Origin of the sequence: Bacillus sp. CCNWLW194, from assembly GCF_037120585.1 — a bacterium.
GTDB classification, from domain to species: Bacteria; Bacillota; Bacilli; order Bacillales; family Bacillaceae_G; genus Bacillus_A; species Bacillus_A basilensis.
Map to the genome: position 1 here is coordinate 262,802 of NZ_JBBBBL010000001.1, position 12,887 is coordinate 275,688.

14 protein-coding genes are annotated in these 12,887 nt (G+C 35.9%); 10 read left to right on the forward strand and 4 right to left on the reverse strand.

Features of this window, described 5'->3' with window-relative positions:
• Positions 1-2: 2 nt before the first annotated feature.
• The gene (locus V7S50_RS01535; protein WP_000510194.1) at positions 3-98 is read right to left on the reverse strand and encodes a YjcZ family sporulation protein; all 96 of its coding nucleotides are present in this window, start codon (positions 96-98) and stop codon (positions 3-5) included.
• 169 nt (positions 99-267) lie between these two features.
• On the opposite strand from V7S50_RS01535, the gene scpA reads away from it, so the two are divergent.
• From scpA to phnF, 6 genes are all read left to right on the forward strand, one after another.
• The gene (scpA, locus tag V7S50_RS01540) at positions 268-1,011 is read left to right on the forward strand and encodes a segregation/condensation protein A (RefSeq protein WP_060632140.1); all 744 of its coding nucleotides are present in this window, start codon (positions 268-270) and stop codon (positions 1,009-1,011) included.
• Positions 1,012-1,169: 158 nt separating this feature from the next.
• Positions 1,170-1,742, forward strand: a complete 573-nt coding sequence (scpB, locus tag V7S50_RS01545; protein WP_000376224.1) for a segregation/condensation protein ScpB — start codon at positions 1,170-1,172, stop codon at positions 1,740-1,742.
• A gap of 78 nt (positions 1,743-1,820) precedes the next feature.
• Entirely contained in the window at positions 1,821-2,723 is a 903-nt protein-coding gene (locus V7S50_RS01550) for a ComEC/Rec2 family competence protein (protein ID WP_242252105.1), read from the forward strand.
• Positions 2,724-2,931: 208 nt separating this feature from the next.
• Positions 2,932-4,074, forward strand: a complete 1,143-nt coding sequence (gene nagA / locus V7S50_RS01555; protein WP_242252300.1) for an N-acetylglucosamine-6-phosphate deacetylase — start codon at positions 2,932-2,934, stop codon at positions 4,072-4,074.
• Positions 4,075-4,078: 4 nt separating this feature from the next.
• Positions 4,079-4,867 (forward strand): glucosamine-6-phosphate deaminase, encoded by a 789-nt coding sequence (nagB, locus tag V7S50_RS01560; protein ID WP_063223090.1) that lies wholly within the window; start codon positions 4,079-4,081, stop codon positions 4,865-4,867.
• Positions 4,797-5,528 carry a phosphonate metabolism transcriptional regulator PhnF gene (gene phnF / locus V7S50_RS01565; protein ID WP_002194085.1) on the forward strand — a complete coding sequence of 244 codons (732 nt, stop codon included), beginning with the start codon at positions 4,797-4,799 and terminating at the stop codon, positions 5,526-5,528. The genes nagB and phnF overlap by 71 nt, the downstream gene beginning before the upstream one ends.
• Before the next feature lie 70 nt (positions 5,529-5,598).
• Here the strand turns inward: phnF and V7S50_RS01570 are convergent, their stop codons facing one another.
• The gene (locus tag V7S50_RS01570) at positions 5,599-6,405 is read right to left on the reverse strand and encodes an HAD family hydrolase (protein ID WP_242252104.1); all 807 of its coding nucleotides are present in this window, start codon (positions 6,403-6,405) and stop codon (positions 5,599-5,601) included.
• Between the two features lie 165 nt (positions 6,406-6,570).
• On the opposite strand from V7S50_RS01570, the gene glcT reads away from it, so the two are divergent.
• From glcT to ptsP, 4 genes are all read left to right on the forward strand, one after another.
• Positions 6,571-7,419 carry a glucose PTS transporter transcription antiterminator GlcT gene (glcT, locus tag V7S50_RS01575; RefSeq protein ID WP_060632136.1) on the forward strand — a complete coding sequence of 283 codons (849 nt, stop codon included), beginning with the start codon at positions 6,571-6,573 and terminating at the stop codon, positions 7,417-7,419.
• A 339-nt stretch (positions 7,420-7,758) separates the two neighbouring features.
• On the forward strand, positions 7,759-9,822 hold the full coding sequence (ptsG, locus tag V7S50_RS01580) for a PTS glucose transporter subunit IIABC (protein ID WP_242252103.1): 2,064 nt from the start codon (positions 7,759-7,761) through the stop codon (positions 9,820-9,822).
• A gap of 136 nt (positions 9,823-9,958) precedes the next feature.
• Positions 9,959-10,222: a phosphocarrier protein HPr gene (gene ptsH / locus V7S50_RS01585; RefSeq protein ID WP_000411080.1), complete on the forward strand. Its 264-nt coding sequence runs from the start codon at positions 9,959-9,961 to the stop codon at positions 10,220-10,222.
• Positions 10,222-11,934 carry a phosphoenolpyruvate--protein phosphotransferase gene (gene ptsP, locus V7S50_RS01590; protein WP_242252102.1) on the forward strand — a complete coding sequence of 571 codons (1,713 nt, stop codon included), beginning with the start codon at positions 10,222-10,224 and terminating at the stop codon, positions 11,932-11,934. Before ptsH ends, ptsP begins: the two co-directional genes overlap by 1 nt.
• A gap of 97 nt (positions 11,935-12,031) precedes the next feature.
• On the opposite strand, the gene V7S50_RS01595 is transcribed toward ptsP, so the two are convergent.
• The gene (locus tag V7S50_RS01595; RefSeq protein ID WP_242252101.1) at positions 12,032-12,400 is read right to left on the reverse strand and encodes a DUF3915 family protein; all 369 of its coding nucleotides are present in this window, start codon (positions 12,398-12,400) and stop codon (positions 12,032-12,034) included.
• Positions 12,401-12,596: 196 nt separating this feature from the next.
• A complete protein-coding gene (locus tag V7S50_RS01600) occupies positions 12,597-12,815 on the reverse strand; it encodes a hypothetical protein (protein ID WP_000100487.1) in 219 nt (72 codons plus the stop codon).
• Positions 12,816-12,887: the final 72 nt, after the last annotated feature.

Here is a 12,887-nt window from a genome sequence, read left to right on the forward strand (position 1 = left end):
TATTAGCAGAAGCAAGCTGCTCCTACAATAATTAGTAAAATAAACAATACAACAAGTAATGCGAACCCACCGCTAAAACCGCAATCAACGTGACCCATAGTTTTTTGACCTCCTACATTGTTCTTACTACACTGTTATCATATGAAGTGGTGGGCATGATGGCATAGGCATCGGTCTATTTTTAATTAAATTTCTTAAAAAGGTTGGATAGAACATGAGTATGCTCTATACTTATGTTGTTATAGAAAAAATGTGGTGGGATGCTTTGTGCAGTATAATTTTAAAGTAGAGGCTTTTGAAGGGCCTTTAGATTTATTGTTACATTTAATACATCGTTATGAAATTGACATATATAATATTCCTGTAGCGGAAATTACAGAGCAATATTTATCTTATGTTCATACGATGAAAGAACTACAATTAGATGTTGCAAGTGAGTATTTAGTAATGGCTGCAACGTTATTACAAATTAAAAGTAAAATGTTGTTGCCTAAACATGAGGAAGATGTACTTGATAACGGTGATGACTTTATAGATGATCCTCGTCAAGAATTGATGGAGAGGTTAATTGAATATAAGAAATATAAGCAAGTTGCTACTGAGCTAAAAGAAAGAGAACAAGAAAGAGCACAGCTATATACACGTCCGCCAATTGATTTTACATCATTGCAACAAGAAGAGGAGACAAGCTTGCCTCTTGATGTTACGTTATATGATATGCTAGCGGCATTTCAAAAATTAATGCGCCGTAAAAAAGCAAAGACACCTGTAACAACACGTATTACTCGTCAAGAAATACCGATTGAACAGCGCATGACTGATATTTTAAAGCAGTTAGAAATACAAGGTGGTCGTCAAAGTTTTTATGATTTGTTTGTTGATGATGAACGAGAAATAATGGTTGTAACATTCTTAGCGGTACTTGAGCTTATGAAAAATCAACAAATCATAATCGAACAAGAACATAATTTTGATGAAATTTTCGTATCAAGCTCTACTAAATCTGCATAGATTTAGTATGGAAAATGAGATAGAAATATTATACCTCATGCTAGGTTTGAATGTATCGTTTGGAACAAGAGAAAAAATATTGAACCGAACGCATTAATTGTGATTCGGTTTTTTGATGTGTATTTTTATGGAGAAAATAGGAGGAAGGAGCTCGTAAAATGGATAGAACAGAACAGAAATCAATCATTGAAGGGCTTTTATTTGTTTCTGGTGATGAAGGGATTTACCCAGAACAAATAGCGAAAGTCCTTGAAATTGAAGGAAATGAAGTAATCGATATTTTAGAAGAAATGCAAAAAGAATGTGAAGGTGCACACCGCGGTTTGCAAATTGTACAGTATGCAAAAGTATATCGTTTTGCTACAAAGAAAGAACATGCGTCGTACTATCAAAAACTAATAGATATCCCAACAGCTGCTTCACTCTCTCAGGCCGCTCTAGAAACGTTAGCGATTGTTGCATATCGTCAACCAATCACGAGAACTGAAATGGAAGAGATTAGAGGAGTAAAAACCGATAAAGCGTTACAAACGTTAGTTTCACACTTACTTATAAAAGAAATGGGAAGAGCAGAAGGGCCAGGGCGTCCTATTTTATATGGAACGACGAAAGAATTTTTGGACACGTTTGGATTGAAAACATTAGATGATTTACCTCCGCTTTCTGAAGAGAACGAACAAATGAATGAAGCGGATTTATTCTTCGGTTCTTTACAAGAGATATCGAAATAAAAGCTTAGCATTTTGCTAAGCTTTTTTTGTATATCAATTATATACCGTGCCATACTAATTGAAAAAAGGAGACGAGTTATGAGAAGTATGCGAAGTATTTTATTATTAATTTCTGTTTTGTTATGCTTTTCTTTAAATAGTGCATCGGCCAAAAGGTATATGATGTCTATTCATACCGCGTCTCCTTTACATATGCAGCGGCAACATTTTGGTAAAATGAAAGTGAGTTTCTTAAAAGTTGGACAAGGTGATGCAACACTTATTACATTGCCAAATGGACAAACGATGTTAATTGATGGAGGACCTTATGAAGCTGGTGAGGTTATCATCCAAAAACTAATTGAAAAAGGAATTAATCATTTAGATGCTATCGTCAGTACTCATCCTGATATGGATCACATTGGAGGGCTCATTCCGATTGTAGAGCAAATGCCGGTATCACTTATATTAGATAGTGGAAAAACATATAGTTCTCTTACTTATCATACGTATCGAACTAATATAAAGAAAAGGGGGATCCCTTTCATTTCAGTAAAAGAGGGCCAACACATACCGCTAGATCCGCATGTTTCCATACAAGTATTAAACAACGGGAAGTCCAAAGATGAAAATAATGAATCTTCAATTGTATTAAAGATTCGGTATGGTAAGGCAGATTTTTTACTAATGGGTGATGCTGATGTGCGGACGGAAAATGAAATATTAAAGCAATTTGATGTACATGCAGATGTGTTAAAGGTGGGACATCATGGCTCATATACTTCAACAAGTGAAAGGTTTATAAAGAAGGTAGAACCACAGTTCGCGATTCTTTCATATGGGAGCAGAAATCCGTATGGACATCCGCATCAAAGTGTAGTGAGACGATTAAAACGACATGGTATAATGATGTATGGAACAAATAGACGTACAGTAGAAATGGAAACAGATGGCGAACATATTACAATAGAATTTAGCGGATTAATGCCATTACTGAAGTGATTCATACGATAGATGGTATTGTTCCTTTTTGGAAAAAATGAATAACATATATTATAATTGCGAGAGACGTACTAAGCTTCCTTTTTGTTAAACAAAGAGGAAATTTCATTAGAATGTATAGACAACTACTCGTGCATATATTAAGATGGAATTAGGCGAATAAGGTAATAATAACAAGTAGGTATTTCATGGGAAAGGATCGATGAAAATGAAAACGCAAGTTGTCATCAATGCCAAAATTTATACAGGTCAAGAAGTAGTGGAAAACGGATTTATTCGTTACGCAGAAACAATTAAAGAAATTGGTTTGATGGCTCAATATGTATCACAAGAAAATGAAGCGGTTTTAGATGCGGCAGGAAAAATTGTGATTCCAGGTATGATTGATGTTCATATTCATGGTGGATACGATATTGATGCGATGGATGCAAATAGCGATGGGTTAGTAACTCTAGGTAAAGAAATGTTAAAAGAAGGAGTTACAACTTACTTCCCAACAACAATGACACAAGCTCCAGAAGCAATCGAAGCAGCACTACATGCCGCGAAGGAAGCGAAAGAAAAAGGAGCACATTTCGAATACATTCACTTAGAAGGACCGTATGTTTCAAAAAAACGTGCAGGTGCACAACCACTTGAACATATTGTTCCTGCGAATATTGAACAATTTAAACAATGGCAGGAAGCAAGCGGAAATTTAATTAAATTAGTAACATATGCACCTGAAGAAGAAGGTGCGTTAGAGTTTGAGCAGTATCTTGCTGAAACTGGTGTTGTTGGCACAATGGGACATACAGATGCAATTGATGCGCAACTAAAAAATAGAAACATTACACATGCAACGCATTTATACAATCAAATGCGTGGATTACATCACCGTGAACCAGGAGTTGTGGGTCATGTGTTATTAAATCCAGATGTAATGGTTGAAGTAATTACAGATGGTATTCACATTCACCCCGATATGGTGAAATTAGCATATAAATTAAAAGGACCGAAAAAAGTAAGTGTTATTACTGACGCAATGCGTGCAAAAGGTCTTGAAGATGGATTATATGAGCTTGGCGGACAGCCAGTACATGTAAAAGATGGTAGTGCTCGATTAGAAGATGGAACATTAGCTGGTAGTATTCTAAAAATGGATCAAGCTTTCCGAAATATAATTGAATTTACAGGTTGTTCAATCGAAGATGCAGTATTAATGACATCAGTGAACCAAGCAGAAGAGTTTGGATTAAATAATAAAGGTGCATTAGCGGTAGGAAAAGATGCAGACTTTGTTGTGATGAATGAAGATTTACATGTATATGATACGGTTCGTTTAGGAATTCATATGAAGGAAGGGAAGTAATTAAATGAATATTCTTGTTGTAAAAACTCCAGAAGAACTAGCAGAAGCAGGTTATAAATTAATTGAAGAAGTTGTAAAAACAAAAGAAAATCCAGTGTTAGGAATGGCTACAGGAAGCTCTCCATTAGGTATTTATGCAGAAATGCGAAAAAATAAACTTGATACAAGCCGTGTAACCACTGTAAACTTAGATGAGTACGTAAATTTACCACATGAAGATAAAAACAGCTATCACTATTTCATGCAAGAACAGTTGTTTGATCATCTTCCATTTAAACAAACTTATGTACCAAACGGGATGGCAAGTGATTTAGAGGAAGAGTGCAAACGTTACGAGGGCATTCTAGCTGCTAACCCAGTTGACCTACAGATTCTTGGAATCGGTGAAAACGGTCACATCGGATTTAACGAGCCAGGAACACCGTTTAATTCTCCAACAAACATTGTTGAATTAACAGAATCTACACGCCAAGCAAACCTTCGCTTCTTCGAAAAAGAAGAAGATGTGCCAACTCATGCGATTACAATGGGAATTGGAAGCATTATGAAAGCGAAACAAGTTCTACTTGTTGCTATGGGTTCTAAAAAGGCAGAAGCTCTTAAAGAATTATTGCAAGGTGAGTATAGTGAAGCGTGTCCTGCTACAGTTTTACAACGTCATCCGAATGTAACCGTAATTGCTGATCAAGAAGCTCTATCTTTATGCAGTGAGGCGATTGCTGATGAACATCGACAAGTATTCACCATTTCCGATCTATTATCAGATTCAAGAGTGGGTGAAACAGCTAATTGAGGACGGCGAATGGAAGCCGGGAGATAAAATCCCATCTGAGAATGAACTTTGCGATAAGTTCGAAGTGAGTCGTATGACAATCAGACAGGCGATTAATAATTTAGTGGAACAAGGTTATTTATATCGAAAGCGTGGAATCGGTACGTTTGTCCAACTTCCGAAAGTGGAACAAAAATTGCAAGGAATGACGGGATTCACAGAAGATATGATTTCTCGTGGGATGAACCCAAGTAGTCAATTACTTAGTTTCCGCCTAGTTCCAGCTACTGCGAAAATAGCAGACCGGTTGAGAATACAGGAGGGAGAGTCGGTTTATGAAGTGAGGCGTATTCGCTTAGCTGATGATGAACCGATTGCTTTTGAGACGACATATTTGTCGCCAGCTCTTGTAAAAGATATTAACGAAGAAATATTGCAACAATCTTTATATGAACATTTAGAGAAAAAACTGGGCTTTAAACTTGTTAGCGCTACTCAATCAATTGAAGCTTCAATTGCAACGGATAATGAAGCTGAACATCTGCATATTCCTAAAAAGGCGCCAGTGCTTGTAATGCGTCAATGGTCATATTCAGAAGGTGAAGTACCGTTAGAGTATGTGAAATGTATTTATCGCGGGGATCGTTATAAGTTTATTACAAACATCGCACGTAACAAATAATATATTTCAGCTTGTGAAGTACAGTAAATGTCAAATTGTTTAACATGTAAAGAAAAAATACGACTCATCCTTAAAAGGAGTGAGTCGTATTTTTATTATGAGCAATTACGTGGTTAACAGCATCTTTAACCGTATTTACTACATAATGAGCGTGTTCTTTTACTGCGTCATCTGCTTGCGACATAGCAAAACTGTGAGGAGTTAAAGAAAACATTGGAATATCATTATAAGAATCCCCTATGCAAGCAATTTCCTCTGGTTGTATTTGAAACTCTTTTAATAAAACAGAAATAGCAGAACCTTTACTAATATTCGGTGGCATTACATCTAAACATTGTTCTGCTGAAATGAAAGTACTAACTTTTCCGTGGAACTTTTCATCAATTTTTTTCTGAAGGAGTTGTAAGCTCTCCTTTGTTCCACCGACAGAGATTTTATTTGGAAAAATTGTATCATCTATTTTCTGTAATAAATTTGGTTCTTCAACAGAAGTCATTGTTACTTGTTGTTCCAGTTCGTGAATAAAAGGTGTTTTTTCTTCAATATAGTAATTATGTTCATCACTTACATAACGAAAATAAGGCTCTTCATTCGTCATATCTAACAATTCAGGAAGAATGCTGGAATCAAAAGTTGCAGATAAGAGTTGCTTATTTTCATCTGTATATACGAAAACACCATTAACACTAATACGATGGAAATTTGTATTTACAGCTTTCATTAAGTCTGCGATTTCATTATCAAGTCGTCCAGAGGCGAAACAAAGAATAACATTTTGCTCAGCAAGACTGCGCAGTGCCGCAACATCCTGCTCATCAATGAGACCTCCGTGTTGCATCATTGTACCATCGATATCACTTACAAACATTTTAATCATATTGTTATCTCCTTTCTATGTACAGTTGCCCTTACATTATACGCATCATATATAAACATGTCTAAAAAATGAATTTTTATGAAATGGTAGATGTTTTACATTGACGACAAATAAGAATGTTCTGTAACATAAAAGCAGGCTATTTAAGTACGAGGGTGGTGTTATATGAGTAATTATCTAGAAATTAAAAAAGTTTTAAATAATAATGTCATCATTGCTAGCCATCCTGAACACGAGGAAGTAGTAGTGATTGGTAAAGGGATTGGATTTGGAAAGAAAGCGAAAGATGTATTGGAGCAAGAACAAATTGAAAAAATGTTTGTTTTAAAAAATGAACGTGATCGTGAACAATACAAACTGTTAGTGCCGCATGTGAGCGAAAAATTAATTGAATTAATGAATGATATTATGTTCTATATTCAAGAAAAAGCAAAATCACCATTGAATGAACATATTCATATCGCTTTAACAGATCATATTTCTTTTGCAATTAAGCGATTAAAACAAGGACTTACAATTGATAATCCTTTTTTAGTTGAAACGAAAATGCTCTATCCAGAAGAATATGAAATTGCTGAAGGTGTCGTAGATCTTTTAAATTCTCGTTTGCAAATTACATTGCCAGAGGGAGAAGTTGGTTTTATTGCACTCCATATTTACAGTTCACTTACAAATTCAGATCTATCTTCAGTTAATCAAAACTCCCGTCTCATTGCACAGCTTGTATCTTTAATTGAGACAAACTTACAAATTACATTAGACCAAGAAAGTATCCACTATTTACGCCTTATCCGTCATTTGCAATATGCTATTGAACGGGTGAAAAAAGGGGAGAAAGTAGAGGAATCGCAAAGTTTTGCTGAGTTATTAAAGGCGGAATACCCTGTCTGCTATAATTTAGCTTGGAAGCTAGTTAAGGTCATGCAAAAAGAATTACAACTTCCTGTTTATGAAGCAGAGAGCATATATTTAACGATGCACCTGCAGCGCTTAGTGAAAGCAGAGCATGTGTAAAAAGACATATATTTTTGTCTAAAATGAAAACGTTAAAAAAAATCATTGAATCGCTTACAATAGTTATGTATAATAACTATTGCAAAGTTATACAAATTTCGACAAACACATTAAGGTAAATAACGAAAACGTTTGCCTTAATTATAGTGAACTTATACGTAAACCTATTTTTGACACGTGTTACTGATTCGATCAGGCATGAGTGGAGAAAAGTAAGGAATGTAAGCTAGAGAAAGGGATATACTACCCTTTGTATAGCTATCGTTCTATCTTTTTTTCCTCATGTCTTTTTGGCGTTTGTCGGAAGGTATCAATATAGATAAGAGAGGAAGGGTTTCCATGTTTAAGAAGATCTTTGGTGTTCTTCAAAAAGTCGGAAAAGCGTTAATGCTTCCAGTTGCGATTTTACCGGCAGCAGGTATTTTACTTGGATTTGGTAATGCATTTCAAAATCCACAGTTAACAAATGTTATTCCTGCATTAAAAGCAGATTGGTTCGTAATGGTAGCAAAAATTATGGAACAATCTGGTGATATTATTTTCGCTAACCTTGCATTATTATTCGCAGTTGGGGTAGCAATTGGTTTAGCTGGTGGAGATGGAGTAGCTGGTTTAGCAGCATTCGTCGGTTACTTAATTATGAACAAAACGATGAGTGTGTTCTTAGAAGTAGATAAGCTAGTGAAAGTAACAAGTTCTGGAGCAGATCCAGTGAAAATTGGATTTACAGATCCAGCATATGCAAATGTATTAGGAATTCCAACACTACAAACTGGAGTGTTTGGTGGTATTATCGTCGGTATAGTAGCGGCATATTGCTATAATAAATACTTCAACATTGAATTACCATCATACTTAGGTTTCTTCGCAGGTAAGCGTTTCGTACCGATCGCAACTGCAACATTCTCTTTAGTAGTAGGTATTATCATGTGCTTCGTTTGGCCATACATTCAAGGTGGCTTAAATACGTTCTCACATCAAATGATTGATGCGAATAGAACATTAGCAGCATTCATATTCGGTTTAATTGAACGTTCATTAATTCCATTTGGATTACATCACATTTTCTATTCACCATTCTGGTTCGAATTTGGTCAGTATACAAATGCAGCTGGTGAATTAATCCGTGGTGACCAAAAAATCTTTATGGCACAGTTAAAAGACGGTGTAGAATTAACAGCAGGTACATTTACAACTGGTAAGTATCCGTTTATGATGTTCGGTCTTCCAGCAGCAGCTTTAGCAATGTACCATGAAGCACGTCCAGAAAATAAAAAATTAGCAGCTGGTATTTTAGGTTCTGCTGCATTAACATCTTTCTTAACAGGTATTACAGAGCCACTTGAATTTTCATTCTTATTCGTAGCACCAGTACTATTCGGAATTCACGCCGTATTCGCTGGTCTATCATTTATGACAATGCAAATTTTAGGTGTTAAAATTGGTATGACATTCTCTGGTGGTTTAATTGACTTTATGTTATTCGGTGTACTACCAGGCCGTACAGCATGGTGGTGGGTAATTATTGTTGGTCTTGTGCTAGCAGTTATTTACTACTTCGGATTCCGCTTTGCAATCCGTAAATGGAATTTAAAAACACCTGGTCGTGAAGTAGCAAATGCTAATGACGGTGCAGGTAAAGCAGAAGCTGGTGAACTTCCTCGTGAAGTATTAGTAGCACTTGGTGGTAAAGAAAACATTGCTTCTTTAGACGCTTGTATTACTCGTTTACGTGTTCAAGTTAACGAACAAAAGAATGTAAACAAAGATCGCTTAAAAGAGCTTGGAGCAGCTGGTGTACTTGAAGTTGGGAATAACATTCAAGCTATTTTTGGACCGAAATCTGACACATTAAAATCACAAATTCATGATATTATGTCAGGTCGTACACCTCATGTTGAAAAAGAAGAGCCTGTAAAAGTAGAAGAAGCTCCTCAGCAAGTTGATGCAAACGAAACAATCGTTTCACCAATTGAAGGGAAAATCTTATCGATTACAGAAGTACCTGATCAAGTATTCTCAGGAAAAATGATGGGAGACGGATTTGCAATCGAGCCAACAGAAGGAACAGTAGTTTCTCCAGTTAATGGTGAAATCGTCAACGTATTCCCTACAAAGCATGCGATTGGTATTCAATCTGAAGGCGGAAAAGAAATTTTAATCCACTTTGGTATTGATACTGTAAAATTAAATGGTGAAGGTTTTGAAGCACTTGTAGCACAAGGCGACAAAGTGAAACAAGGACAACCATTATTAAAAGTAGATCTTGCATTTGTAAAAGAAAATGCACCATCTATCATTACACCAATTGTCTTTACAAATTTACAACAAGGGCAACAAGTCGAATTGAAAAAAGATGGAAATGTTAAGAAGGGCGAAAACGCAATTATTGACATTCAGTAGGAATTTGACGCAAAATGTTTATAATTATAATAGGCGATGTGGTTGACCGAACATCGCCTATTATATACAATAGATGATGTAGTACTCACGTCTATACAACTAAAAAAATACTGTAATTTAAAGGAGATAAATTATCATGGAAAAAATCTTTAAAGTAACTAGCGACTCAGGAATTCATGCTCGTCCAGCAACTCTACTTGTAAACACTGCAAGCAAATTTGGTTCTGACATTAACTTAGAGTATAACGGAAAAAACGTTAACTTAAAATCAATCATGGGCGTTATGTCTTTAGGCATTCAACAAAACGCAGAAATTAAAATCACTGCAAATGGTGATGATGCAGCTCAAGCACTAGCAGCTATCGAAGAAACTATGAAAAACGAAGGATTAGGAGAATAATGACTCTTAACATTCAAGGGATCGCTGCATCAAGTGGGATTGCTATTGCAAAGGCTTTCAGACTTGAAAATCCTGAATTTAACATTGAAAAGAAATCAATTACAAACGAAGCTGCAGAAATTGCACGCTTAGAAGCTGCGCTTGAGAAAGCAAAAACTGAATTAGAAGCTATTAAGGATCACGCTTTTGCTGAGCTAGGTGCTGATAAAGCTGCGATCTTTGAAGCACATTTATTAGTGTTAAATGATCCAGAATTAGTAAACCCAGTAAAAGATAAAGTAAATGGCGAAAAAGTAAATGCTGAATTTGCAATGGATGAAGTTGCATCAATGTTTATTTCTATGTTTGAAAACATGGATAACGAATATATGAAAGAACGTGCTGCGGACATTCGTGACGTAACAAAGCGTGTTCTTGCACATTTACTAGGCATTAACTTCTCAAATCCTGGTACAATTTCTGAAGAAGTAATCATCATTGCTGAAGATTTAACACCATCTGATACAGCTCAGTTAAACCGTAAGTATGCAAAAGGTTTCACTACTGATATCGGTGGACGTACATCTCACTCTGCAATTATGGCTCGTTCTATGGAGATTCCAGCTGTTGTTGGTACGAAAGTTGTTATGGAGAAAATCCAAAACGGCGATATCGTAATCATCGACGGTTTAGATGGAGAAGTAATTGTAAATCCATCAGAAGAAACTCTTCGCTCGTTTGAAGAAAAGAAAGCGAAATTTGAAGAGCAAAAAACTGAATGGGCAAAATTAAAAGACCAAGCTACTGTAACAAGTGACGGACATCACGTTGAGCTTGTTGCAAATATCGGAACACCAAATGATGTACAAGGTATTATCGATAATGGCGGAGAAGGCGTTGGTTTATACCGTACAGAATTCTTATACATGGGCCGTGACAATCTTCCAACAGAAGAAGAGCAGTTCGAAGCGTATAAAGCAGTTCTTGAAGGTGTAAAAGAAGGTCAACCTGTTGTTGTTCGTACACTTGACATCGGTGGAGATAAAGAGCTTCCATACTTACATTTACCAAAAGAAATGAACCCATTCTTAGGATACCGTGCAATTCGCTTATGTCTTGATGAGCAAGATGTGTTCCGTACACAACTTCGTGCATTACTTCGTGCTAGCGTATACGGTAACTTAAAAATTATGTTCCCAATGATTGCAACTCTTGATGAGTTCCGTCAAGCGAAAGCGATCTTATTAGAAGAGAAAGCGAAACTTGTAGAAGCGGGTACAACTGTTTCTGATTCTATTGAAGTTGGTATGATGGTTGAAATCCCAGCTTCAGCAGTATTAGCAGATCAATTTGCGAAAGAAGTTGATTTCTTCTCTATCGGAACGAATGACTTAATTCAATACACAATGGCTGCAGACCGTATGAACGAACAAGTATCATACTTATACCAACCGTATAACCCATCTATTTTACGTCTTGTAAAAATGGTTATCGATGCTGCTCATAAAGAAGGTAAATGGGCTGGTATGTGTGGTGAGATGGCGGGAGATTCACTTGCTATCCCATTATTATTAGGATTAGGTTTAGATGAGTTCAGTATGAGTGCAACATCTATTCTTCCTGCAAGAACACAACTAAGCAAGTTGTCAAAAGCAGAAATGGAAACATTAGCAGAAAAAGCATTAATGATGTCAACTGCTGAAGAAGTTGTTGAACTAGTTAAAAGCATATAATCAATAAAAAAACCTGAGTCGATTTGAAATCGGTCTCAGGTTTTTTCTATGAGAAAAGTAAATCTTATTTTCTTACTATAGAGGATAAGGAACAGAATTAGATAGCGATAGCAACGATATCAGTTGGGCATACACGTAAAATACCATTAAAAGTATTACGTTGACGGTTCTTATCATCTTTGTCGTCGTCTTTATTATCTTTGTTATTATTATTACGAGCTAAAGCAGAGAAAAGAGCAACACCGTTAGCGAAACCTTCAAAAATTACATTGTTGAAAGATCCGATACCTTTAATGCTTAAAAGAGAAAGCTCTGTTCCAACTGAAATGCTAGCAAGTACGTTACATACAGCTGGTTGTTGTGGTCTAACTACTTCTTTCTCTTTCTCTTTCTCATGATGTCTGCACTCTCTTTCATGATGATGACAGTCTCTAAAGTTATCACAGCATCCAAATGATCCAAACATAATCCTCATCACCCCCTTCACACTTATAATCTATGTAAGTTCGGTAATGAGTGACTGGACAGAGAGTGGAATTTTTTCTAGGGGATTTTCTCATTTTAAAAGACTAGCTGGGTGTTTATTACGGGATGATGTTTAAAATAGGATAGATATCACAAAAAAATGTAAAGACCACCGAAATGAATGAAATAGGGAGCCTTTACACTTTTTTGCTTTTATATAAAACGATGATATATACAGGAAGAGCTAGGAGTAGTGGTACAATGGATCTTGCAGTATGTTTTTCTGATTCTAATTGGAACGCTTCTTCTTTTGGAAATTGTAAAACTGAAATGTTTGCAGCATCGCCAATAAAATATAGAAGCAGTACAGTTACTATGTAACATAAAAGTGCGATAAAGCTTCCGTATGAACTCAATGAAAATCCCTCTCTTGTTATCTATTTGTTATCATTGTATCACAATTGTAACAAAAATACACGGTTATATTT

Bases quoted from the DNA above. Each gene is read 5' to 3' on its own strand.
- V7S50_RS01550 (WP_242252105.1), top strand. From the start codon at position 1,821: ATGAGAAGTATGCGAAGTATTTTATTATTAATTTCTGTTTTGTTATGC.
- phnF (WP_002194085.1), top strand. From the start codon at position 4,797: ATGAACATCGACAAGTATTCACCATTTCCGATCTATTATCAGATTCAA.
- V7S50_RS01570 (WP_242252104.1), bottom strand. From the start codon at position 6,405: ATGATTAAAATGTTTGTAAGTGATATCGATGGTACAATGATGCAACAC.
- nagB (WP_063223090.1), top strand. From the start codon at position 4,079: ATGAATATTCTTGTTGTAAAAACTCCAGAAGAACTAGCAGAAGCAGGT.
- V7S50_RS01535 (WP_000510194.1), bottom strand. From the start codon at position 98: ATGGGTCACGTTGATTGCGGTTTTAGCGGTGGGTTCGCATTACTTGTT.
- ptsG (WP_242252103.1), top strand. From the start codon at position 7,759: ATGTTTAAGAAGATCTTTGGTGTTCTTCAAAAAGTCGGAAAAGCGTTA.
- nagA (WP_242252300.1), top strand. From the start codon at position 2,932: ATGAAAACGCAAGTTGTCATCAATGCCAAAATTTATACAGGTCAAGAA.
- scpB (WP_000376224.1), top strand. From the start codon at position 1,170: ATGGATAGAACAGAACAGAAATCAATCATTGAAGGGCTTTTATTTGTT.
- V7S50_RS01595 (WP_242252101.1), bottom strand. From the start codon at position 12,400: ATGTTTGGATCATTTGGATGCTGTGATAACTTTAGAGACTGTCATCAT.
- ptsP (WP_242252102.1), top strand. From the start codon at position 10,222: ATGACTCTTAACATTCAAGGGATCGCTGCATCAAGTGGGATTGCTATT.
- glcT (WP_060632136.1), top strand. From the start codon at position 6,571: ATGAGTAATTATCTAGAAATTAAAAAAGTTTTAAATAATAATGTCATC.
- ptsH (WP_000411080.1), top strand. From the start codon at position 9,959: ATGGAAAAAATCTTTAAAGTAACTAGCGACTCAGGAATTCATGCTCGT.